Source organism: Halanaerobium saccharolyticum subsp. saccharolyticum DSM 6643 (genome assembly GCF_000350165.1).
Taxonomy (GTDB): Bacteria; Bacillota; Halanaerobiia; order Halanaerobiales; family Halanaerobiaceae; genus Halanaerobium; species Halanaerobium saccharolyticum.
On the sequence record NZ_CAUI01000023.1, the window covers coordinates 146,939 to 171,927 of the forward strand.

General features: G+C 30.5%; 22 protein-coding genes. 12 read left to right on the top strand and 10 right to left on the bottom strand.

The genetic code is table 11. From position 1 onward, the window contains the following. Window positions 1-17: 17 nt before the first annotated feature. The 4 genes from HSACCH_RS10870 to HSACCH_RS10885 all read right to left on the bottom strand — a co-directional run bounded on the left by HSACCH_RS10870 (window position 18) and on the right by HSACCH_RS10885 (window position 5,382). Complete coding sequence (locus HSACCH_RS10870; protein WP_005489837.1) at window positions 18-1,115, bottom strand: sugar ABC transporter substrate-binding protein; 1,098 nt, start codon at window positions 1,113-1,115, stop codon at window positions 18-20. Window positions 1,116-1,443: 328 nt separating this feature from the next. Beyond that, a complete protein-coding gene (locus HSACCH_RS10875) occupies window positions 1,444-2,592 on the bottom strand; it encodes a response regulator transcription factor (protein WP_005489838.1) in 1,149 nt (382 codons plus the stop codon). A gap of 1 nt (window position 2,593) precedes the next feature. Next, window positions 2,594-4,348, bottom strand: a complete 1,755-nt coding sequence (locus HSACCH_RS10880; RefSeq protein ID WP_005489839.1) for a sensor histidine kinase — start codon at window positions 4,346-4,348, stop codon at window positions 2,594-2,596. Window positions 4,349-4,359: 11 nt separating this feature from the next. Then, window positions 4,360-5,382, bottom strand: coding sequence for a substrate-binding domain-containing protein (locus tag HSACCH_RS10885; RefSeq protein WP_005489840.1), 1,023 nt, complete (start codon window positions 5,380-5,382; stop codon window positions 4,360-4,362). A gap of 270 nt (window positions 5,383-5,652) precedes the next feature. Here HSACCH_RS10885 and HSACCH_RS10890 point away from each other — a divergent pair, with 270 nt between their 5' ends. The 8 genes from HSACCH_RS10890 (at window position 5,653) to HSACCH_RS13805 (ending at window position 14,666) form a co-directional block, all read left to right on the top strand. Further along, entirely contained in the window at window positions 5,653-6,288 is a 636-nt protein-coding gene (locus HSACCH_RS10890; RefSeq protein ID WP_005489841.1) for a lactate utilization protein, read from the top strand. Window positions 6,289-6,352: 64 nt separating this feature from the next. Beyond that, the gene (zwf, locus tag HSACCH_RS10895; protein WP_005489842.1) at window positions 6,353-7,879 is read left to right on the top strand and encodes a glucose-6-phosphate dehydrogenase; all 1,527 of its coding nucleotides are present in this window, start codon (window positions 6,353-6,355) and stop codon (window positions 7,877-7,879) included. Window positions 7,880-7,930: 51 nt separating this feature from the next. Beyond that, complete coding sequence (locus HSACCH_RS10900; RefSeq protein WP_005489843.1) at window positions 7,931-8,587, top strand: cyclase family protein; 657 nt, start codon at window positions 7,931-7,933, stop codon at window positions 8,585-8,587. Window positions 8,588-8,621: 34 nt separating this feature from the next. Beyond that, a complete protein-coding gene (gndA, locus tag HSACCH_RS10905; RefSeq protein ID WP_005489845.1) occupies window positions 8,622-10,019 on the top strand; it encodes an NADP-dependent phosphogluconate dehydrogenase in 1,398 nt (465 codons plus the stop codon). Between the two features lie 109 nt (window positions 10,020-10,128). Further along, complete coding sequence (locus HSACCH_RS10910) at window positions 10,129-10,491, top strand: CBS domain-containing protein (protein WP_005489846.1); 363 nt, start codon at window positions 10,129-10,131, stop codon at window positions 10,489-10,491. Window positions 10,492-10,530: 39 nt separating this feature from the next. Beyond that, on the top strand, window positions 10,531-11,718 hold the full coding sequence (locus tag HSACCH_RS10915) for a hypothetical protein (protein WP_005489848.1): 1,188 nt from the start codon (window positions 10,531-10,533) through the stop codon (window positions 11,716-11,718). After that, window positions 11,718-12,893: a glycosyltransferase family 4 protein gene (locus tag HSACCH_RS10920; protein ID WP_005489849.1), complete on the top strand. Its 1,176-nt coding sequence runs from the start codon at window positions 11,718-11,720 to the stop codon at window positions 12,891-12,893. Before HSACCH_RS10915 ends, HSACCH_RS10920 begins: the two co-directional genes overlap by 1 nt. Continuing rightward, the gene (locus HSACCH_RS13805) at window positions 12,894-14,666 is read left to right on the top strand and encodes a cyclic nucleotide-binding domain-containing protein (RefSeq protein ID WP_005489852.1); all 1,773 of its coding nucleotides are present in this window, start codon (window positions 12,894-12,896) and stop codon (window positions 14,664-14,666) included. It begins immediately after the preceding gene. Between the two features lie 33 nt (window positions 14,667-14,699). On the opposite strand, the gene HSACCH_RS10930 is transcribed toward HSACCH_RS13805, so the two are convergent. From HSACCH_RS10930 to HSACCH_RS10940, 3 genes are read right to left on the bottom strand one after another with little or no spacing between them, the layout of a single operon-like run. Then, complete coding sequence (locus HSACCH_RS10930; protein ID WP_005489853.1) at window positions 14,700-15,674, bottom strand: DUF523 and DUF1722 domain-containing protein; 975 nt, start codon at window positions 15,672-15,674, stop codon at window positions 14,700-14,702. Window positions 15,675-15,698: 24 nt separating this feature from the next. Next, a complete protein-coding gene (locus tag HSACCH_RS10935) occupies window positions 15,699-16,475 on the bottom strand; it encodes a DUF1295 domain-containing protein (protein WP_005489854.1) in 777 nt (258 codons plus the stop codon). Window positions 16,476-16,487: 12 nt separating this feature from the next. Then, window positions 16,488-18,284: a DAK2 domain-containing protein gene (locus tag HSACCH_RS10940; protein ID WP_005489855.1), complete on the bottom strand. Its 1,797-nt coding sequence runs from the start codon at window positions 18,282-18,284 to the stop codon at window positions 16,488-16,490. Between the two features lie 176 nt (window positions 18,285-18,460). On the opposite strand from HSACCH_RS10940, the gene HSACCH_RS10945 reads away from it, so the two are divergent. The 3 genes from HSACCH_RS10945 (at window position 18,461) to HSACCH_RS10955 (ending at window position 20,800) form a co-directional block, all read left to right on the top strand. Continuing rightward, window positions 18,461-19,531: an ArsR/SmtB family transcription factor gene (locus tag HSACCH_RS10945; protein WP_005489856.1), complete on the top strand. Its 1,071-nt coding sequence runs from the start codon at window positions 18,461-18,463 to the stop codon at window positions 19,529-19,531. An 80-nt stretch (window positions 19,532-19,611) separates the two neighbouring features. Further along, window positions 19,612-20,184: a hypothetical protein gene (locus HSACCH_RS10950; RefSeq protein WP_005489858.1), complete on the top strand. Its 573-nt coding sequence runs from the start codon at window positions 19,612-19,614 to the stop codon at window positions 20,182-20,184. Between the two features lie 31 nt (window positions 20,185-20,215). Next, window positions 20,216-20,800 (top strand): class I SAM-dependent methyltransferase, encoded by a 585-nt coding sequence (locus HSACCH_RS10955; RefSeq protein ID WP_005489859.1) that lies wholly within the window; start codon window positions 20,216-20,218, stop codon window positions 20,798-20,800. 135 nt (window positions 20,801-20,935) lie between these two features. Here HSACCH_RS10955 and HSACCH_RS10960 read toward each other — a convergent pair whose 3' ends face one another. Genes HSACCH_RS10960 through HSACCH_RS10970 form a run of 3 tightly spaced genes read right to left on the bottom strand, consistent with a single transcriptional unit; the run spans window position 20,936 to window position 23,873 of the window. Further along, window positions 20,936-21,973 (bottom strand): ATP-binding cassette domain-containing protein, encoded by a 1,038-nt coding sequence (locus tag HSACCH_RS10960; RefSeq protein ID WP_005489861.1) that lies wholly within the window; start codon window positions 21,971-21,973, stop codon window positions 20,936-20,938. Continuing rightward, window positions 21,973-22,668, bottom strand: a complete 696-nt coding sequence (locus HSACCH_RS10965; RefSeq protein ID WP_005489863.1) for a GTP-binding protein — start codon at window positions 22,666-22,668, stop codon at window positions 21,973-21,975. Before HSACCH_RS10965 ends, HSACCH_RS10960 begins: the two co-directional genes overlap by 1 nt. Further along, window positions 22,665-23,873, bottom strand: coding sequence for an ABC transporter substrate-binding protein (locus tag HSACCH_RS10970; protein ID WP_005489864.1), 1,209 nt, complete (start codon window positions 23,871-23,873; stop codon window positions 22,665-22,667). The genes HSACCH_RS10965 and HSACCH_RS10970 overlap by 4 nt, the downstream gene beginning before the upstream one ends. 334 nt (window positions 23,874-24,207) lie before the next feature. Between HSACCH_RS10970 and HSACCH_RS10975 the strand changes: the two genes are divergently transcribed. Then, window positions 24,208-24,876, top strand: a complete 669-nt coding sequence (locus tag HSACCH_RS10975) for a Crp/Fnr family transcriptional regulator (RefSeq protein WP_005489866.1) — start codon at window positions 24,208-24,210, stop codon at window positions 24,874-24,876. Window positions 24,877-24,989: the final 113 nt, after the last annotated feature.

A 24,989-nucleotide genomic window follows, 5' to 3' on the forward strand; every position in this document is an offset into this window, starting at 1 on the left:
TTCTTATGGTCTTATATTTACTCTTCTTCGAAAATCTCTGTTGCTTCATGATATCCATCAGCCACTACAGTATCCATAATATTGTCTTGATTAACTACTACAATTTCTGTAATTACAGTTGGAACTTCAATCTGACCGTTATCAACATAGCGGTCAATATTTACTATTTCTTCAATTGGCTTATCTGAATTTTTAGCTAAAGTTACAGCAACTTCTGCAGCTTTATAAGCTAAAGGCTTAATTTTTTTGAAAATTTCAACTGTCTGTTTGCCCTGAGCAATATATCTAATATTTAATAAGTCAGCATCAGAACCAGCAACAAATACCTGATCACTATCTGCCATATTTTGAGCTTCTAAAGCTCTAACTGCACCTGAAGCAAGTCCACTATTATTTGCTACAACAGCATCAATATTGTTATCATACTTGGTTAGAGCATTTTCTGTTGTGGCCATTGCTAAATCTGGAGACCAACCCTCATGGCTCTGATCTACTACTAAGTTAAGGCCTTCATATTCTTCAACAGTATCTAAAACTCCCTGAGAGAATGCATTTGCATTAGAATCACCAGGCTGACCTCTTAATAATACTACATTACCTTTTACTTCACCACGATTTTCTTTAAACCACTTAACCATTGCTTCACCCTGCAATTCACCAACAGCCCAACTGTTCTGAGTTAGGAATACATCTACATCACTATTCATAATTAATGAGTCATAGTTTACTACAGCAACTCCAGAATCGTGTGCCATTTTAACCATGTTACTAGATGTACCAGTGTTAACTGGCTGTAATACTATTACATCAGCACCCTGAGTTAACATATTTTCAAATTTAGAAAGTTGAAGATTTTCGTCATTATTTGCTGAATCAAAAATTACTTCATCAGCGCCTAATTCTTCTGCTTTTTCAATAAAAGCGTCTCTATCTTTAATATATCTTTCTTCCTGCATTGTCTTTAGAAGAAAACCTACTTTTATAAGTCCATCGTCTTCTTTTTCATTATCACCAAGAAGATTGTCTAACCAGCCTCCGCCATCCTGTGCAAAAGCTGCCATTGAGATTGAAGAAACAAGTAAAATTACTACCAACAAAATACTTAATTTTTTCATAATTTACCCCCTAATAGTTTTCTCAATGTGAACCATTATCAACTTATAATCACTTATAATTCTCAAAGAGTTATTTAACTTATCTAAATTGTATATAATTATCTGAGAATTAACCATAGAATATTTTTTTAAACCCTTGAATATTTTTGGAATTAATGAATTTAAGTTATATTTTTTTAAATAATCTACTATACTTCTACTTTAACCAATAAAAATATGGCAAGAATTTAAAAAATTAAAGAAAGAAAAATCCCCAGCCTTTAATTCTCAGCTGAGGATTCTGGATATCTATTTAATTATATTTTCATCAATCAGATCAATATAATGGCTATAAAAGATTTATATTATCTCTATAAGTTGTGGGTGAGGCTCCGACCTGTTTTTTAAACCAGGAACTGAAGTAATAAGCATCATTAAAACCAAGTTGATCCGCAATCTGATAGATTTTGTCATTAGTAGTCTTTAAAAGTTCTTTTGCTTTATTTAATCTAATCATATTAAGGTAGTCACTAAAGCTTTCTCCAGTTTCTTCATTAAAAAGATTACTTAAATGACCGGTACTTAAATTAAACTTACGCGCCATCTCACTTAAAGTAATCCCATCCTGATAATTTGCTGCAATATATTCTTTCATTTCATTAATCATTTCTGCATTTTTATCCCCGGGATTAAAAGAAATCAAATCATGCAGTCTAAGCAAAAACTCTTTGAGCATAATTTCTATTTCCTTTAGATTGTCATAGTTTATGCTTTCCATCTTGTTTTTATCAATTGTATTCATTAAATCTTCAGCTTTATAATCTAAGTCTTTAATGATTTTAAAGCTTTCCAAAATTAAATTATTTAAAACCACATATAATTTTTCTTTATTCAAATTTACACTCTTTAATTCCTCAATAATTTTATTTACAGTTTTTAAAATATCATCTTTGCTGCCTCTTTTTAAAACTGCATTAAGATCAACTCTATCCATTATCAAAGACTGATACTGAAAAAATTGATCATCAATCAACCAATTATAAATTGTATTAAGTTTATTTTCATTTATATAATTAGAAATTTCTCCTCTTAAAACAGCTAACCGTTGTTCATTATTTTTTTCTTTAATCAATTCTTCTCTAGCTTTGTTGACAACTTCCAGCAGCTTTTCTGAGCGAAAGGGTTTTAATAAATAATCATTAACCCCAAATCGAATTGACTTTTGTGCATATTCAAATTCTGCAAAACCAGAAATTACAATAACTTTTAGATGACCACTGTTTTTTCTCGATTTTTCTATTAAATTCATCCCACTTATTTTGGGCATTTGAATATCAGTTACCAAAATATCAATTCCCTTTTCTTTGATAATATTCAGGGCCTGTTCCCCATTAGAGGCAGAAAATATTTGATAGCCTTCATTTTCCCAGTTAGTATTATTAATCAGTTTTTCTCGAATTGGCTTTTCATCATCAACAAGCAATAAATTATATTTCAAATCATTTTCCTCCCCGCTGATCAATCCTGATAGTAACAATTGTTTTTTCACCTTCGACACTCTCTACTTTTAGGCCAGAACTACCACCGTACATCAGTTTTAAACGTTGGTCAACATTGCGCAAACCAAAATATTTTTGTTGATCATCAGTTCTCAACTCGCCGCTTAAAATTTTATTGATATCTTCAACTTTAACTTCTGCAATTCCAACTCCATTATCTACAATTTTAAAATAAATATTTTTATTTTGTCTGTAACCTTTAACAATGATCAATCCTTTTTTTTCTGCAGGCAGCAGGCCATGATAAATTGAATTTTCCACTATCGGCTGCAGTATTAATTTTGGAATATGCTTATCCATTATTTCAAAATCTTCTATATCAATAATATATTCATATTCTTCTCCATGTCTAAACTGCTGAATAAAAAGATAATTTTTAACATGTTTGATTTCATTTCTAATCAGTACCATTTCCTTACCATGGCTTAAACTCAAACGAAAAAATTTACCAAGAGCTTCAACCATATGAGTAGCCCTATCAAAATCTTTATTTTCTAAAAGTCCAATTATCAAATCCAAGGTGTTATAAATAAAATGAGGCTTAATCTGATTATCCAGACTCTGCATCTCAAGCTGTCTTAAAAGTTTCTGTTCCCTCACATTCTGCTCCATTAATTTGTTTATACGTCTGATCATCTTATTAAAACTTTTTCCTAATTCTGCAATCTCATCATCACCACTGATATCTATCTTGACTGACAGATCATTTTCAGAAGCTCGATGAGTTAATTCCTGTAGTTTCTGTATCGGCTTTGATAAAGATGACGATAAATATAAGGTCAGTAAAATAATTAAGATTAAGATAATTACAGTCATATAAACTGTCAGTTCAGTAATGTAATTTAATTCGGCTTCAACCTCATCAGCAGAAGCCATACTAATTATATACCAGCCTGTAGCACGAGAAAAAGTGGAGGTAAGTATATATTGTTCGCTATTTAAACTAATCTTACGATCAGGAAAACCAGCATTATACAAAAGACTCCTCTCTCCTATCAAATTTTGATCTGGATGATAGATAATATCCCCGTTTCTATCAGCTATTAAAAAGTAACTTTTTTCACCCAAATTAAAATCAGTTAAATTTGCCAGTACATCAAGATCAATATCTGCAGAAATCAAAACATTTTCTTCTGCAATTTCTGGATAATATGAACTGACAATTGTAATTACTTCCTGCTGAAAATAATTTTTATAAGGAGGAGTAAAAAATATTTCTCCACTCAAGTTTGAATACATTCTACTTTTAAAATCTTCAATATCAATATTAAAAGTCCCATAACTGCTGATTCTACTTCCATCCTGAAAAGTAATAGCTATATCCTCCAAGCCGGGTTTCATCTGTTTTAAATTATTAAAATCTTCCCAGATTCTAAAAGCATATTTCCTGTTATTCCGGAAATCATTGGCTTGAGTTAATTTTATAAACTGATTTATATAAAAATCCTGTTCTCTACTTAAAAATGTTTCTATTTCATTAATATAATCCTCCAGATCTCTTTCCATCCTATTTACCATTTCTTGAGAATAATCACTAATCCGATCATTTATTGCTCCCCGATAAATATTAAAAGAAAGCAGCCCAAATAATAAAATTGGCAGCAGACCAATAACCAAAAAGGATATTATTAATTTAGTTCTAATTGTATGAATTCCTATTTTATTAAATAATTTTTTAAAAAGATTATTAAACATTAAATCCCACCTTATTTAACCCTCCAGGGTCGATGAGTCTTTAAAAGTCGCTCCAAGTTTTCTTCATTTGCAACTTCTACTCCTGTTTCGATATATTCTTTGGGCTCAGCTCCATATTTTATATAATAATATAATGTTGAAAGTCCTTTAGAACCCATTGTAGCCATATCCTGCCCAACTAGATACTGCAGCAGTCCTCTCTCCTGTAATAAAAGTGCATCATAAAAAATATCAATACCTACTGCTACCCCACCATTTTTTGCCCACTGCTGAAAATTAGGTAGAGCCTCAGCCGGAACATAAAAAGGCCAGCCTCCAACAAAAAATATAATTTCTATATCAGGATTTTGCTGTAAATACTGTTCCAGCAGCTCCACTGAAAGATTAACACTATCCTGATTTTCTACAATATCCTGAACTTTAAGATTTGTGTTCTTAACTTTATCCAGAAAACCTTCAATTCTGCTGTCTAAATTCAAAGCGCCTCTAACACCTGTCATGATCATAGTATCTAACTGTTTATTCTGATTTTTATAGTCGATATTTTTAGCTTCTAAAACTTCAAGCAGCCCTTCAGCAGTAACTTTTCCCGCTTCATAATTATTAATACCAATGTGGAAAAGCCTTTTGCTGTCAGGTGCATCAGCATCAAAAGTTGCAACTGCAATCCCATTCTCTACTGCCTTATTAATCACCTTAATATAATCTGGAGTGTTATTAACACTAACTACCATTCCATCTACCTTTCTGCTAATTAAACTCTCTATGATTTTTATTTGCTCTTTAGCATTATAGGTAAAAGGAGCCACCCATTCAATATTGATCCCAAGATCAATAGCTTTTTCCTGTGCATGTTCAAAAGCATCTAGAAAAATTGGATTGTCAAGCGATCTCGGCACATAAGCTATAGTAATTTCTTCGTTTTGCATTACTTTTTCTTGAATATTTTCTGCCTCAACAGTCATCGGTAAAACAATTATAAAAATTATAAGCATAAAAAAAGAAAATAGAAGCTTATTATTTTGTGCAAACAAAATTACCACCTCATTTTTTAACTTTCTATCTGAAAATTGAAAAATTTGAAAATAACATATAAAAAGACCCGATCAAAGGTCTTTGATTTTAAAATTTAAAGATTAATCTATTATCAGATTAAAATTTAAAGCCAACATATCTATAATAATAGCAGATTTCAAGATATTTTTCCACTGTTTTAATAAATAATCAAGTTAAGCAGGTAATTACAATATTTTGTTTAATTAATATTAATAAGGAATAAAATAAAATTTGAAAGGAGAATACTAATGACTAATAAAAAAGATTATTACAAAGTAAAGGCTGAAAATGTGATTAAAGGATTTAAGAAAAGAAATATTGAGGGCTATTATGTTAAAGACTCTGAAGAGGCAAAAAATAAAATTATTGACCTGATTGAAGAAAATTCTTCAATCTCCTGGGGGGGATCAATGACTTTAAAAGATATTGGAATATTTGACGAATTAAAATCTGGTAATTATAAGTTATTAGATAGAGCAACAGCTAAAACATCGGCAGAAAAAGAAAAAATTTATCACCAGGCACTTAATGCAGATTATTATTTAATGAGCTCTAATGCAATTACTCAAACCGGAAAACTAGTAAATATAGATGGCACTGGCAACCGCCTTGCTGCATTAATGTATGGTCCTAAAAATGTAATTATTGTTGCTGGAATGAATAAGGTTGCAGCTGATGAAGAAAGTGCTATTAAAAGGGCAAACAACCAGGCCGGTCCGGCCAATGCTATTAGGTTGGATACAGATACACCATGTACTAGAATCGGATACTGCACCAAGTGTCATGTGGATGATACTATCTGCTCACATACGGTAATTACTCGTTTTTCTCATCCCGAAGAAAGAATAAAAGTAATTCTAGTTGGAGAGGAACTGGGATATTAAATGTTAATCTAATTACAGTAATACTTGAGTAAATATGTTAACTTTAGACACGGAGGTGTTTTAAGTGGATAAGACTATAGATGAGCTTTACAAAAATCCAGATGATAAAAATATCCAAAACAATTTTCAGTTTATTTTATTTGGAGGAACTGGAGATTTAGCTCACAATAAAATTATACCAGCTTTTTATAATTTAGCAGCCAAAGATTCTTTGCCAGATAAATTCACAATAGTTGCTACTGGAAGACGTTATGATAACAAAAATGCTTATTTAGATGCTTTATATAATTCATTGATTAATAAAAAAGAAAAAATAGATGATAAAGTTTGGCGGTTTCTAACTGAGCATATAGATTATTTTCAACTTTCATTTAAAGATGAAAATGATTTTAAAAATCTTCGAAAATATTTAAAAAATAAATCAAAAAAAGAAAAAGTTGCTAATAGAATTTTTTACCTCGCTACTGCACCTAAATTTTTTGCAGAAATAGCAAAAAAAATAGAAAAGTTTAATCTATTAGAGATAAAATTAGAAAATAATGAATCTCGTCTAGTAATTGAAAAACCTTTTGGCCATGATTTTAAATCAGCCAAAAAATTAAATGATACACTTAGCAGTATTTTCTCAGAAAAAAACATCTTTAGAATAGATCATTATTTAGGTAAAGAAATGATTCAGAATATAATGGTAATTAGATTAAGCAACCCTATTTTTAGAGCACTTTGGAATAAAGATCATATTGATAATATACAAATTTATTTAAATGAGTCTGAAGGAGTTAAAGATCGAGGAAAATATTATGATGATGCTGGAGTCATTAAAGATATGTTTCAAAATCATATTCTTCAAGTATTATCCTTGATTGCTATGGAAGAACCTGAAAATTTGAGTGCTGAAGAAATTTCAAATAAAAAAGTAGAAGTCTTTAAAGAACTTGCTGATAATGATTTAAGTAATATTGATAACCATATTGTTAGAGGGCAATATATTTCAAACATTGTTGATGGAGAAAAAATAAAATCTTATCGAGAGGAAAAAGAAATTGACTCTCAATCAGAAACAGCAACCTTTATGGCACTTAAATTGTTTTTAAATAATGAACGGTGGCGTGATGTTCCAATTTATCTCAAATCAGGAAAGAGATTAAATAAAAAAGAAGCTGGAATTGCAATCGAGTTTAAAGATAGTTTTCATCCTGCCTATCTTGACCAAAATAAATTGGACAATAATTTGTTATTGATCAAGATACAACCCGAAGAAGGCATTTCTTTAAGATTTAATACCCGGAAACCGGCCAGTAATAATAAAATTGTCCCAGTTGAAATGGAATTTTGTCAAAGTTGTCAGCAATTTTTTAATTCACCAGAAAATTATGAAGTCCTAATTTATGATATGATTTCTGGTGATAAAACTTTGTTTACCAGCTGGAAGGAAGTTTCTTATTCCTGGAAATTCATTGACAAAATTCAGGAAAAATATGCAGAAGAAAATATAAATCTTCATAAATATCCAGCCTTATCAAAAGGACCTAAAGCAGCGGATCAGCTGCTTGAAAATGATGGAAGAAAATGGTTAGATAACAATAAATAAAATATAAATCTGGGCAAAATTTTAAAACTTTTGTTTTAAAGGGGGATTTTAATGTTTGATATTTCAATGACAATAAGAAAAGATATGTTAGTTTATAAAGGTAAAGATGAGATCAGGCCAAGATTAACGACGGTTAGGGATTTTAGTCAGGGCGATGCCCACGAATCTGAAATTCAGATGAATGTCCACACTGGTACTCATGTTGATGCACCTCTTCATATGTTGGAAGACGGAGATAATGCCAATTTATTTTTTGCTGAAAATCCATTTTACCAGTCTCAACTACTTAATTTGACTGATCTTGATGAAAAAATAACTGCAGATGATTTAAAAGAATATGAAATTAAAAATAATTCTTTTGTTATTTTAAAAACTAAAAATTCTAAGCCAGGTTTTTTAGAAAAAACTCCAGAAAAATTTGTTTATTTAGCAGAAAGTGGTGCTGAGTATTTGATAAACAAAAATATTAAAGGAGTTGGAATAGATACTAATGGAATTGAAAGGGCTCAATCAGATCATCCAACACATAAAAAACTACTTGGCGAAAAAATAATGATCCTGGAAGGTTTAAGATTAAATCAAGTTCCAGAAGGAAATTATATATTGCTGCTTTCACTGCTAAAAATTTCTGACAGTGATGGTTTGCCTGGCAGAGCTTATTTATTCGAAAATGGAGAAATTGAAACTATGCTAAAATTATATAAATAAGTTTGATTTAAATTATACTGGGAGGTAATTAAATATGAAAAAATATGAAATTGGCTTAATTGGACTTTCGGTAATGGGACAAAATTTAGCTCTCAACATTGCCAGGAATCATTCAATTTCCGTCTATAATCGAACTGAAAGTAAAACAAAAGATTTTATAAAAAATAAAGTGGATAAGCAAGAAATAAAGGCAGCCTATGGATTGGAAGATTTTATTTCTTCTCTGGCAAAGCCCCGCAAAATTATGTTGATGATTAAAGCCGGTAAGCCAGTTGACCTGGTCATTGATAGTCTTTTACCTTATTTAAGCAAAGATGATATTATAATAGATGGTGGTAATTCTCACTTTGAAGATACAAATAGAAGATTAAAGAATTTAGAAGAAAAAGGTATCCGTTATCTTGGAGTCGGCATTAGTGGTGGTGAATATGGAGCTTTGCATGGACCTTCAATTATGCCTGGTGGAACTAAAGAAGCCTATGCTGAAGTTGCTGATATTCTTAAAGACGCTGCCGCAAAAACTGATAAAGGAGCCTGTGTCAGTTATTTAGGCCCTAAATCTGCCGGTCATTATGTTAAAATGATTCATAACGGTATTGAATATGGAATAATGGAAATTTTAGCTGAAATTTATGACTATCTCCGCAAAGTGCTTCAATTAAAACCGGACGAAATGGGAGATGTTTTTGCCGAATGGAATCAGGAATTGGACTCTTATTTGGTTGAAATCACAGCTAAAATCATGAAAAAAAATGACCCTAAAACTGGCAAGAAGTTAATTGACTTAATTCTTGACAAAGCAAAACATAAGGGAACAGGTAAATGGAGTGTACAGAGTGCTCTAGATCTTGGTACTGCAATTCCAACAATTAACGCTGGAGTTAATGCCCGCTTGGTCTCATCCATCAAACAAGAAAGAGTTGAAAATGCTGCCCAATTTGATAAAAGCAGCAGAGCTTTAGTTGATAAAAAAGAAATATTATCTCAGCTTAAATCAGCTTTATATTTTGCTTCAGTAATTGCTTATGCAGAAGGCTTTAAGCTTTTAAAAACTGCTTCTGAAGAATATAATTATAATTTAAATTATAAAGAAATAGCGCGCATCTGGGAGGATGGCTGCATCATTCGTTCCGGTCTCTTAGAACCAATACAGCAGGCCTTTGCCGATAATATGAATTTAAATACATTAATTACAACTGAACAGTTTAAAGATCAACTCAATGTTAAGGCCAATCAACTTACAGAGTTAATATCGACTGCAGCTCAATCAGGAGTTCCACTAACTGCTATTCATTCAGCACTTGATTACTTTAACAGCTTAAAATCTGAGGAACTGCCTGCTAACTTAATTCAGGCCCAACGTGATTTCTTTGGGGCCCACACTTATCAGCGTCGGGATGAAAAAGGTACTTTCCATACTAACTGGGAATAATTGATTAATTTTGTGAACCCTCTTTTCAAAAAGAGGGTTTTTTTGTTTTAGCAAGAATTATATAAATATTAAGAAAATTTTATAATCAAGATTAAGGAGGCTTAAAATAATGAAAGTTAAAGAAATTATGACAAAAGATCCAATAACTATTGATATAAAAAGTGATGTTAAAGAAGCTACCCGTCTTCTCTCCTACCACAATATAGGTAGATTGCTGGTTGTAAAAGATAAAAAATTGATTGGAATAGTCACCGATGGAGATCTGATGATAGAACATGAAAGAGAAACCCCAATTAAGGATTTCATGAGTGAGAATTTGATTTTAATAAACAAAAATCAAACAATTAAAGAAGCAGCTCAAATTATGGCTGAACATCAAATTAGTGGTTTGCCTGTAGTAAATGATAAAAAAAATTTAGTTGGTATTATAACTGTCGAAGACATAATTTACCGCTATCTTGCAAAAAAATAATTTCCATTTTGCTTTTTATAATCATAAAAGGGGGATAAAATGAAAAAAATTGCTCTAGGAGCTATCACAAATTATATTAATTCTATCCATCCTTTTATTAATTTCATTGCTAATGCTAGGGCATATGGATATAAATTAGATAAATTAATTATTTGTTATTCTCATGGATATAAAAGTGAAGTTTTGGAAAGATTAAAACAAACAGTAGATGTAGATTTAGTCCAATTAAACTATGATCCTGAATTTAGAAATGAATTAAAAAATTTCGGTTTAAGCAAAAAAGAAATTGATTTTTTTCTTAGAACCCCAGAGTTTGATTATCATAAATTAATACCATATGGCAAAAGACGTAATTTAGTATTATTAAAAGCTCTTATTACCGAACCCAAGCTCGACTATCTTTTTTTTATAGACACTGATGTTAATCCCAGTCTTCTTATGTCTGCTGACGGCAGAACCAAAACCATTAATTTTTTTGGTAGACATTTGTCTTATTTAAAAAAAGAAAATGTCGTTATTACAACAAGTGATTATTCTGGTTATTATATAATTCCTCCCTTAGAATTTAAAGGAGTTAAAAAACTGCTTACAGGTCTACAAAAAAGAAAAGCTTATAAGAGGGTCAAAAATCTGGAGAATAATTTATCTCTTGCTAATCCAAAACAAAATCAGATCAGAAAAACAAATAAAATACTGGGGGGGAATCATGCTCTAGATTTAAGTTATATTAAAAAAATCTCCCCTTATTATTCTACAAGCTATATTTATAATGGTATCTTTTATTTAGGTAGAGGGGAAGATACGCTTTTAGGATTAGAAGTTCCTGACAAAAAACACCAAATCATTGATATAGACACTCTTATCTTCCATGATCTTTATGGTAATTTCCCTAAAAAGCCTGATATTAGAGATGAAAATGTTCAGAAACGTCTATTTTATGCCTGTACCGGCTGGCTGGGCAGAAATCCATTTTTAAACTGGTATTTAAAAGAAAAGAATCTGATTAGCAGAGAAAAATTTAAAAAACGTTATAAAACTCAAAAAAATGCTTTAAAAATAGGTGCACCTCTACTGGCAAAATATACAAAAAATGATGACTTTAATCTTTTACCTAACATTTTCTCTGCAGCCTGGCTGCAGTTGGATCAAATGGTAGAAAACTATGAAAATTTATCAAAGAATTGGAACTCTGTTACTGATAAGATTATTGAAAGGAGCAAAAAATAATGAAAGTTTTACTTATCAATCATTTTCCTCTTGAAGGCTCAGGAAGTGGTGTTTATACTAAAAATATTGCTCAGCGATTAATTGATAAAGGACATCAGGTTAAAGCAGTTGTTGTAGACAATGAAATAAATGATAATTATCAGTTTCCCATAGAAACAATAGTTGATTATAATTTTCCCTGTTTTACAACACATCCTAAAAGCAATAATCAATTTTACAAATTAACTAGACAAGAAATGAACGATTATTTAAATAAATTTAACAAAGTTATTAAAACTGAAAGCGAAAAATTTAAACCAGATATAATTCACTGTCAGCACCTTTGGGTTGCCCCCTATGCTGCTTTGCAGACTGATATTCCATATGTTATCACAGCGCACGGAACAGATATAAAAGGATATAAAAAAGACAAACGTTACCGACAGATTGCTCTTAAAGGAGCTGCCGGAGCTGAAAAAATAATTACAATTTCCGATCAAGTAAACCAGGATGTAAAAAAATATTATTTCATTGAAGATAATAAACTTATCAAAATACTCAATGGTGTTGATGATACTTTATTTAAACCGCTAGAAATAGATAGACTAAAACTAATTCAAAAATATCTCCCCAAGATAAAAGAAAATCCAGAACACCTAATTACTTTTGTTGGCAAACTTACAGACTTTAAAGGTATCGATCTTTTAATTAAAGCTGCCCAAAAATACGAAAAAGAATTCCCAGGTATTATGACACTAATTATTGGTCATGGAGAATTGTTAGAGGACTTAAAAAAACAAGCTGAAAATCTAAATCTTAAAAATCTTTATTTTCTGGGAAATCTACCCCAAAAAGAACTACCTGCTTTTTACAGCAGTGCCGATCTATCAATTGTTCCTTCGAGAGTCGAACCTTTTGGACTGGTTGCAGTTGAAGCTCTTGCTTGTGGGACACCAGTTATTGCTTCTAAAGCTGGTGGATTACCTGATTTTATTAATCAAGACGTAGGCAGACTTTTTAAGATGAATGATGCGGATGATCTAGCTAAAAAAATTATTTTGGCTCTCAAGAATAATGATAAAGAAAAAAAGGGTAAAACAGCAGCAAAATATGCATTAGATAAATTTTCCTGGGCTCGGGTAATAGATGAGGTTCTTTCGGTTTATAACTCCGTACTTTCTAGGGAGGAATCTTAAATGAAAACAATAATGGTAATCCCAACATACTGGGGACGTGACAGTGAAACAGGTTGGCAGATGGGTGATGCAATTTATGATCATCCAACCCCGATTGACCAAGATGGAACGCTTGCCAGAACTCTTGAAAGTTTAAAAATAATAAAAAATAAAGATTTTGAATTAATTATATTAGTAGCTGTAACTACTCCCGAATTAATAGATGAGGCCTACCAACGGGCAAAAGAAATAGTTACTAAAAAATGTCCATCTGTAAAAACATATTTAATAGGAGATAATCAACTCCAAGCTGCAAAAAATATTTATCAAAAACAATCAAATCTCAATACTGATCTTCTTTCTTTAAGAGGTTATTCTAATGTCCGCAATATTTGTCTATATACTGCTTATATTATGGAAGCTGATACAGCAGTTTTAATTGATGACGATGAAGTTTTTGAAGATCCTGAATTTATGGATAAAGCGGAAGAATTTATAGGAGGAAGACTTTATGGTCAGACAGTAGATGGAGTTGCCGGTTATTATTTAAACCGCAAAAATGAATATTATGATGATGTAGAAATTGAGCCCTGGATGACTTTTTGGAATCGATTTGGTAGTAAAACAAGAGCCTTTGATAAAATAATTGGCAGTGAACCCCGACTTAAAAAAACCCCTTTTGCTTTTGGAGGTTTAATGGTAATCCACCGCAATCTTTTTAGTATAGTTCCTTTTGATCCAGAAATGACTCGCGGCGAAGATATTGATTATCTAATTAATGCTAAAATGTTTGGCTTTAATTTCTTTTTAGATAATAAACTTGCTATTAAACATTTACCTCCACGAAAACATCATGCTGTCTGGAAACGTTTGAGACAGGATATTTACAGGTTTTTTTATGAAAAAGCCAAAATTGAAAGCCAGGAAGAACGACCAAATATGATTGAAATTGAACCAGAAGATTTTGACCCTTATCCAGGAGAATTTATGAAAAAAGATCTGGAAGATAAGGTAACTAAAACAAATTTAATTCTTGCTCTTGATTATCTAACTGAAAATAAAGTTGAGAATGCTAAAGGTGCAATAAAAAATATTTATATCTCAAAATATGATGCCGTACCCTCCAAAAATGTTTTTAAAGAATATCTTAAAACACAAAAAAAATGGCGAAATTTATTGAATTTTGCCAGAGAAGAATTTTATGAGTTACGGCAAATTTTTACACAAAGTCAATTATGTCCAGAAGAATCCACTAATAAAGAAGTTCTTAAAGATTCTACCGAAATTAAAAACTTGAAATTAAAAGAATTAGAAATTTTCCAAAAGTTAAACTATGAAGAAAAAGAAGCACTAATGAAAATATCAGAAACAAAAACCTTTGAACCTGATGATCTGGTAATTAAACACGGAGAACCTGATAACACTCTTTACATTATACTATCCGGAAGAGCGAAAATAACAGAGTACAATGAAAACAAAAATGAAAATCAAGAAGAAGTAGTTTTAGCAGAAATGAAAAGCGGAGATTTTTTTGGGTTAACCTCTTTAATCTCGAAAACAAATAATATTTATCGAGGAGATGTCAAAGCAATTGAACCCCTAGTTCTGATATCTTTTCCTCGCCAAAAAATAATAAATTTCTTCCATAAATATCACAAATCAAGTGTTGATTTATTGCTCTATTTTATAGAAAAATTAAATGATCACTTAAATATAGTTGCTGAATTATATACAGAGTCTCAAATTAAATCTCAAGATATACAATCTGCTATTAATGAAGACCTTGAATCCTAAAATTTAATCCCTCACTTTAAAGTGAGGGATTATTTAAAGCCTACCATTACCTGAATCGCTTAAATCAATAAGCCCATCTGGAAAAGGTGAAAAAATGGTTTGGCTCATCAAATATTCTACTTTAAATCTAATTACCCAGGATCTAAGAAGAGCCAGCGGTAGTGAAAACGGAACCTTTGCTTCTCTAAAATCTTTAAGAGTTTCTAAAAAATATTCTCTTTCCTCACGGCTAATATCTGAAGAAACATAACCAAAAATGTGCTGCAACATGTTAACTCTTTTCCCTGTATCAGGTAAAAGACTTAAAGTCTTAATAATTTCCTCCCGATATTTCCTCATAGTTTCTTTAGTTCTTCCTTTTTCATGAGCTGCAACTATTCTTCCAAGTTTATTTAAGCCAGCTTGATTATATGACATAATTAAATATTTATTATTGCTGTGAAAATCAATAAGTTCTTTGATTTTTCCATTCTCAATTACAGAACGCAGATCGGCCAGCATAAAGATTTTGATCAAAAAATTCTCTCTTAATTTGAAGTTTTTAATTCTACCTTCATTTTCTATTACTAAGGAAGGGAAAATTTTTGATAAGTTATCTGTAAAATATCCCGCTCTCTTCTCACCTAGTGCGGGTACTTTTCCAGCTTTAGGATAAACCTTTGAATCATTGCTCCCACAAGATGGTGATCTGGTCTTAGCGATAAACCCTTCAATCTCCTCCTCATTTAATTTTGAAGTAAGTTCCTTAATATAATTATCCATCTTTGCTGTATGGTCTTCTCCTGTCATTGAATCCACCAAGCGATACTCATCGTTGCTTTTAATCAAACGAACAGAATTACGAGGAACTCCCAGCCCCATCTCAACTTCAGGACAAATTTTAATATAGTTTACATGTTTTTCTAATTTTCGAACAAATTTATCAGGAATTTTATCTCCATTATAACGACAGTTACAGTATTCTAAACATTTACTTAAAATCAGATTTGGTTTTTCAAAATTTCTCAAAACAAATTCCTCCTGTTTTTATCTCTATTCTTTTGGAAACCAGGGAAAAAATATATTAGTTTTTTCAGCATATTTTTGATATTCCTCATCATCAGCATAACGTTTTTCTAAAAGTGGAACTCCAGAAACAAATCGAAGTAATAAGGTCATAATAATAGGACTAAAAATAAATATCCAGCCACCACTTACTGCAAGAGCAATTGTATAAAAACCCCACCAGACTAGAGCATCACCGAAATAGTTTGGATGGCGTGTATATTTCCAAACTCCAGATTTAAGTACATGACCATCTTTTTCAGATTTAGGTTTAGATTTATATTCTTTTAGCTGCTTATCGGCTGCAGTTTCAAAAGCAAAACCAATCCCCCAAAGAAGAAGTCCAATAAAATCGATAATTTTTAACCCCTGATAAGGAGCAGCTATAATTTTAATAATCGGAGTAGAGATTATAAATAAAAGAACTCCCTGTAACATAAAAACTCTTAAAAAAGAGGTTAAATAAAAGTGATCCCAATTTTCTCTCCATTTTGCATAACGAAAATCTTCACCTTTACCCATATTTCTTTTAAAAATATGGTAGCTTAATCTTAAACCCCAGATTGTTACAATAAAAGTAATGATAAAAGAACGTAAATTATAATTATTTGTTAAATAAAGTGCCATATTAGCTGTATAAACATAACCCAATCCCCAACCAATATCGACAATAGAATTATCTTTTTTCAAAACAGCTATAACAAAAAACAAAGAAAAATAAAGCAAAACTAAAATAAATAATTGAAAATATAGTGAATTCAACATTTTAACAGCCCCTTAATTTTCTTCTATTAATGCGACAGCTGTACTGCCTCTCCCTGCATTCATTGCTACTATTGGTGAAATAGACTCCAAAAAATCAGCCTCTATATTTAATAATTCACTAAAAGAATTTTTATACCTTTTAGCTCTTTTTAAATCATCCCCATGAACAACTGCAAATCTTTTAATTCCTTTGTTTCTTTTATGTTTCTCCAAAATTGAGACCATTTTTTTATAATTCCCTTTTTTACTGAAGGCGGTAGAAAAGGCAACCCCATTTCCTTCTCGATCAATTGAAATTATTGGTTTTAAGTTTAAAAAACCAGCCATTTTTCCTTTTAAAGGACTAACTCTTCCCCCACGAACCATATACTTAAAATCACTAACACTAACATAAATATATATATTTTCTCTAATGGATTTTAAATATTCAACTGTTTCAGCAAAACTCTTACCTAACTCCAGCTGCTCAGCTGCCTCCATCACAAATAATCCCTCAGCACCTGAGTTAGTTTTAGAATCAATAACCTCAATTTTAAAATCTCTGTTTTCTGAGCTAAGATTTTCAACAGCCTTAATTATACTGTCATAAGTTCCACTCATCTTAGAAGAAACTGTAATTACAATAATAGATTCATAATGTTCTACCAGATAATTTAATTTATCCTCAACTTTTTTAATAGCTGGCTGGGCAGATGAAGGATATTCTTCCGCCTCATCTATAATATCAAAAAAGTTCTTACTATCTATAGTTAATTTATCCAAATAATTTGTGCCATCAACTAAAATATTTAGAGGTAGTAAATGAATCTGATGTTGATCTCGATATTTGGACGGTAGATCAGCAATTGAATCAGTTAAAATTGCAATTTTATGTTTTCTATTATATTTAACTGCCTGCTGCAGCTTCATATCATCAGCCTTTTGATCCAGAATATCAGAATACTTATTTAATCTGTTAAAAAGTTCTGCTGGATTATTCGTATGGATATGAACCCTCATTTTTCCTTTATCACCTGCAGCAATTAAAGAATCTCCTAAATCATCAATATCTGCTCTTAATTCGTCAATTTCAACTTCCAAATTTGAGATATACGCTTCAGTGCAATATCTAAACTCTATTTTTTCTTCTTTTCCAATTTCTTTTTCAGTAATACTATCAATTTGTGTTGTTCTTTCTATACTTAAATCATTCAGATTACCTCTTTTTATAAAATCAACAATTCCTTCTAAAAAAAGCACAAATGCTTGAGCCCCCGAATCAACAACATCAGCCTCTTTTAAAACTTTAAGTTGAGTTTTAGTTTTTTTAAGAGAAGCAGCGGCAGTCTCCAGTGATTCTTCCATTACTTCTGCAAAATCAGTGCTCTTAGTTTGTAAAAATTTCAAGGATTCAGCCCAGTCTTTCATTACTGTTAAAATGGTTCCTTCTACTGGATTACTTATACCCTGATAAGTGTAATTAACAGCATAATCTACTGCCTGAACAAATTTATTAACATTAATACTGTCTTCCAGTTCTATGCTGTTTTTCAAGCCATTAATAAATTGGGCAAAGATAATTCCAGAATTTCCAATTGCTCCTTTAAGAGCTGCCTCCCCCATAGAATTAAGGGTAATAGTTAAAGAATTATCCTTTATAGCCTCATTTTTTACTACACTTAAAGTTCTAGTAAGGTTGCTACCTGTATCTCCATCAGCAACTGGAAAAAGATTAATTCTATTTAATTCTTTTTTATTGGCAATAACTTCCTTTGCTCCCGATAAAAAAGCATAATAAAGTCTTTTGCCGTCAAGATAAGTTATCTTCAATTTAATACCTCCTGACTTAAATCAATAATCTTTACTGCTAATTATATTATATCCTCTACTGTTAAGAAATGAAAGTTATTTAAAAACAATTCTTAAATTTTTTAAAAAACCGCTTGACTTTAGATGTTTATCTAATTATACTATAATTAGAAGTTAATTTAAAGGAGTTGGTTATTATGAGTAGCAAAAATTATAAACTTGATAAATCAGTAATCTATGAATTGTTTTTAAGCCTTTTTCGTCTCAAAAATGATAAAATAATTAAATTGGAAGACTTAGAATTGAAAAAAGAAATTAAACTTGATAAAGAAATAGTTAATTGGGCTGCAGAAACAATGGTAAAAATTCCACAATCCAAAAGAGAAATGATTGCAAAATATTTTAATGAGGAAAGCTATTTTGGTCTCTGCCTTATTTCAGAAATACCAAAGCTTGAAGTAGAGAACATTGAAGACTACTTGCAACATTTAAAAGAAAAAGAAGCTGTTGATTTCTTAAAAAAATTTACTGAATCAGGTTATGGACCTTCCTCCTCTGAAAAACTAGATTTATTAAAAGTAAAAAGTTTAATTGCAAATGAAAAAAAAGCTGCAAAATTTGTTAATGAAAAGCTTAATTTTTCTTCTGCTCAAAAATGGAATTTATTGCAGTTTTACTTTGAGCCTGAGGCAATGAAAAATGAGTTCATTGAGCTTTTAGAGTGGTATTATAAAAATATATTCAGCAGTGATCTGGACTGGATAAAGGATAAATTAGAAAATATAAATGATAATTACCAGGAAAACCTCAACCGCTATGGCACCAAATACCTGGAAAATATATTAAGTAAACTAATTGATGATCCACTGGCTGGGGAACAGAATTATATTGCTTTCTCTTATTTTTATGAAACAAGAATTTTAAACAGCACTTTAGACAACGGTGATAGTTTCTATTTAATCGGTTTTCGTTTCCCTGAAATATTTGCTGCCGACGAAGAAGGTCTATTAGGCAGTCTTGAGATTTTCAAGGCTCTAGCTGATGAAACCAGGCTGAATATTATTTCACTTTTAGCTGAAAAAACAATGTATGGAAATGAACTAGCTGAACAGCTGAATTTAACTAATGCTACAATTTCTCATCATGTAAGCAAATTATTAATGAACAATATTATTCAGGCTCAGAAAGAAAATAATAAACTATATTTTAAGTTAAATAAAAATAAATTTAAAACAGCTGTTTTAAAGGCAGTAAATAATCTAATTTAATTTTTTTAGTTATAATTTAGATGCTCATCTAAATACTTGAATTTAGGTTAGCATCACACAACAAACAAGGAGGTTTTAAAATGACTCTTAATCAAAAATCATTAAATTTTAATTGCTTTGGTTCTATTTTACTTAATTTCAGCATTTATCTATTTATCAGCTCTCTAATTTATTACCTCTTAAACCTAAATATTACGCTGCTTAAACTTGCTCTACTCTTTATTTTTTTTGTTTTAGTATTTTATCTAAGCTCTAAAAAAATGGAATTTCTACTGCAAAAAATGGAACTAAAAAATATAATGGTCGTCTCCAAGTTTCTCTTAGGAGTAACTAAAATAACTGCTGCAGTTTTAATCTATAATGAATTTATTTTTAATTCAGTTTATCTTTACCTTTTAATATTAATTACAGCCAGCCTACATGCTATTTTAAATAGAAGTTATGATTTTCATTATCAAAAAATTATAGCTGATAATAAAACTTTCCAAACAAAAGAATTAATCTTCCAGTTTAATTTAGAAAAGTTATCAATAGTAATCCTGGCTGCATTTACTGCAATTTTTATTGAAATAAATCTGATTCCCTTTATATTAATAGCAATAGCGGTCTATTATTTTCTTTCAGGTTATATAAATACATTTCAAGAAATTTAAATATTAAAGTTAAAAAAAGGTGGAATTATAAATGAAAAAAAATGATTTTAATCAATATGATTTTGAAAATCCTCACTGGCTGGAAAAATTAGTTGATAAAACTATTATGAAATACTTTGCTTGGTTTTTTTATCGTCATTTTTTGAGTTTTATAAATATTGAAGGGGATGAAAATATTTTAGATTTTGGATCTGGAAGTGGAAATCTAGCGAAATGTGTGTTAAAAAATATAAATGATGAAGGTTCTCTTATTTGTCTTGAACCATCTAACTATTGGTCGAATTTGGCTAAAAAAAGACTCAAGGATTATAAAAAAGTTGATTTTATTAATGATGATATAAGAAGAGCTGAGATACAAAATGATAATTTTGATATTATTTATATATATTATGTAATTCATGATATTAATCCTCAAGCAAGGCAAGAAATAGTAGAAGTCATAGCCAAAAAATTAAAAAAAGATGGTAAGTTATATATTAAAGAGCCGACCAAAGAAAGTCATGGAATGAAAAAAAAGGAAATTATAAATTTAATGAAAAAGTTCAATTTAAAATTAGAAAAATCAATTGAAAATAAAAGCTCTTTTAATGGTGAATTTAGCAATGTCAAAAACTAAAAAGTTAAAATTTATTAAAAGACATCCCGAAACATTGGAATTTAAACAATTTCGGGATGTCAATATATCTCAGATTCACTCTGATTAATTATCTAATAAATTTCTAATATATTATTTTCGCATAGCTTTTAATTCTTATGCAGTTTTAACTTCAGCTAACTCATCGCTAATTTTTGACAAATTTTTACCATAACGTAAATCTTCTCTAAGATCGGTTAATACTTTATCTAAAACTTTTAGTTCTTGCATTAATTCTTTTTCTTCACCAGTTGTATCAATTATGTCTTTAATTCCGCCATTATTAATAATAATTCTTTTATCACCCATTAGGGCCAGAATGGGATCATGTGTAGCCATCAGAACTACTTTTTCTTCTCCCACCAAAAGTTCAAGTGCTTTTTCACGATTGATACCTGCATTTTCTATTTCATCAATTAATATAATTGGAGATGAACTTAAAATTGCTGTATCTGCAATCATTAAAGCTCTTGACTGTCCCCCACTCAAACTGGTAATTTGTGCTTCTCTGCTGAACTGCTCTCCAGCAAGCTGATTAGCTTCTTTAAAAATTCTTTCCACAACATCTTCTTGATTGTCAATCAAGCGGCTTTCTGCATGTAAATTTAAAAATTCCATAACTGAAAGATCCATTACAAAATTCATATTTTGAGAAAGCTGTGCTACAAGTTTTTTACCACCGGTAAAACGCCATTTTTTATCCGGAACCTCATCATTAATTAGAATTTTTCTTTCAGTTGGAGTATCGCCCTGCGCAGTCCACTCAATATCTGCTAAAAGTCTACTTTTACCTGAACCAGTTGGTCCTACAATAGAGATAATTTCTCCACTTTTAATATCAAGCTTATCGTAATTTTCTCGTATTCCATCTTTATCCTTACCAGCTAAAATAGATAGAGTTCCAACTATTGAATCATTTTCACCTAAAAATTCCTGCATATTTCTAATATGAGAAGCAAGACTGGCTGCAAACTGATCTACATCAAAAACTACATCTTCCATTTCTTCCACAGTTAAATCTGCAAAAATTTCTCTTAAGCTTTTGTCTGCATCATCTACTTCTAATTTTTGACCTTCAAAAAAACTTTCAGTATAAGGATATTCGTCCAGTATATCATTAATACTTGAATTTTTTAATTTATCTTTATTTATCATTATTCATCACCCAGTTCTATTTTTCTAACATTACCTAACTGATGTTCTTCTCCAATTCTGGTTTCACCAAGACAATAAGAACACATAGCAGAAGGCATTGAAAATCTTAGTTTTTTACCGGTCACAGTATCTATATTATCTTCTTCATCATAAAGTAAAGTTGAAAATTCAAAAGCTCCCTGACCGGTAAGACCATTTACATTCATTACCATGGCATCAGGATTAACTGTACTAACTCTGGAAGCAAAAACTTCTCTTTCTGCCTGCGAAACAATATCGCCCTTTGTAATAACAACTATATCAGCTGTTTTTAACATAGGACCAATTTTTTTAGGAGTATTTATTCCACTTAAGTTATCAATAACACAAATAGCTTTAATATCTTTAATATATGGTGAACAACGGTTACATAAACCAGCACTTTCTGTTATTAATAAATCTAAATCTCTTTCCTTACCCCACTGCACAACCTCTTCAATATTACTGACAAAATAATGGTCGGGACAAAGTGAGCCTGATAAACCCTTTTTAACAGGTATTCCTGCTTTACGATAAAGCTCATCATCATCTGTATATAAACAGTCAAATTTAACTACTCCAACTTTTAAATCTCTTTGTTGTATTGCTTCAATTGTTTTTAAGATAACAGCGGTCTTGCCTGAAGAAGGAGGACCAGAAAATGTTACTAAATTCATACTGCAGCCACCTCCACTGATTTATTAAATTCTGCTTCTAAATCTCTCAATAGTTCTCCTGGGTTTTCTCCTCTTAAGAAATCCCATCCAGGCCACATAAATTGAGCATTTTTAGGTAGCCCATTATCAACTTCTGGCAGCACACTCGGGAATAATCCCTGTTCAGCCAGGATTTTACCCATTTTTTCAGATGCCATTAAATCAATTAATGGCTGCATCTTCTTATTTTTTGATTTTTTAGTTAACATAAAAATTGGAGACACAATAGCTCCATCTTCCGGCCAGACAAATTCCATATGTGGAAAACGCTTCGCCATTCTGGTAAAGAAATAGGGCATTATTGTAATTGCTGGTTGATCATCAGCTTTACGGCCGCCATCTTTAACCATCTGTGATGGATGAAGTGCTTTTTTCATGGAGCGACCAAGTTTCTGGATTCCTTCTCTTCCATAAGCTTTGTAGATATTTAATAAAATAGCATTAAAGAGATCAAAATCGCTGACAGGCAAACTAACACTATTTGCAAATTCTTCACTTAGAATTTCTTCCCAACTTCTAGGTATTTTTCTGCCATCTAATTCTTCTTCATTTACCAAAAACACTGCAGGTACAATACTTAAAACTGAATAATCTCCTTCAGGATCTAAAAGATCTACATCTGCGTCAATGAAATCAGAATTTAATTCTGTTATACCTGTTGCATCTTTAAAAACATCCTGACGACGAAATCTATCCATCAAATTTTTGTCAAAGAAAAGATCAAATCCAGCTGAAATAAAAATATCTGAAAGTCCAGCTTCAGTTTGTATTTCTTCAAAACCATCCTGCAGCCATTCCAAGCCTTGAGAAGCTGATTTAAGATCAAGCTCAACCTCATACTCAAGTTCTGCAGCAGCTTTTTCTAATTCCTCGGTCATAGGAATTTTTACAGGACATGGTAAAGAACCTGATATTTTTATTTTTTCGCCGTTACTTTTCTTAGAAGAATTTTTTCCTATTTCTGCTTCCATTAATTCAAGCAATTTATCTAAATCTAAATCTTTAAGTCCAGCAGCTTGTTTTAAAGTCACCTGTTTACCAAAAACTTTTCTTTTAGTTTCATCATCTAATTGATTAAACCCTTTATTAACCAGTACGGAAATAACTACTGGGTATTCTTCAGTTATCTCAAATAAATTTTTATTAACATCAATTCTACTTTTCACTTTAACAACACTCCTTCTTTAAATTAAGTTTATCTTCTAAATACTAGCTTATTCAATCGTTATTTTTTTCGTAACTATTAGTACCAGGCACAAGCGAATTAGGTACAAGTAAATCAAATTATCAATATTATATTTTAACTGCTTTTTTAAAGCAACTTTTCTTGACTATTTAAAGTTTAGCATTTTTCTCAACTTTAATCTGTGACATATCTCACTCAAATAAACTTTTTTAATATTTCAATTTTACTTTCGTTTTAAAGTTGAGTAAATAACTTGATTTTTCATTCTTTATTGCTTATTATAGAAATAGAATATAAAAATGAGGTGACTATAAATGAGTATTGTTAAAGAAATTCCTTTTTTTAGTTTACTTACAGACAAAGAACTAGAATTAATAGACGCTATTGCTGTAAATAAGAAATTCAAAAAAGGAGAATATATATTTTTTGAAGGAGAATCTGGAGATAAATTTTTCATTATTAAAGAAGGTCAGGTTAAATTGACTAAGATGATTAAAAATGGTGATGAACAAATTTTAAATATTTTTAGTGATAATGATATTATTGCAGAAATAGTTGCTTTTGATAAAGGGAATTATCCAGCTTCAGCAATTACTATGACAGATACTAATGTAATTGTTTTTGATCAATCAGAATTAGAAAACTTGATCTTAAAACATCCTTCAATTGGATTAAAATTACTAAGAGAAATGAGCGGCCGTCTCCGAAGAGCTCAACAAAACGTTAGAGATCTTGCATTAAAAGATAGTTCTGCCAGGGTTGCAGGTTTATTAATCTTTTTAGCTGAAAAATATGGAAAAAAGAAAAAAGAAAAAGTAATTTTAGATATTTCTTTAACCCAGCAGGAACTTGCAAGTATGATAGGCAGCAGTAGAGAAACAGTTTCTAGAGTTTTAGGACAGTTTGAAAGTGAAGAATTAATAAAAACATCACGCAAAAAAATTATAATTTATAAAATAGATAAAATAAAAAGTTATACATAAATTATTATTTTATATTTGTTTTATTTATAATTTATAATAATTACTAACTATATTTTTATTTCCAAACTTATATGATACAATAATTTAAACTTTTTACTTTTTTCAACAAATTT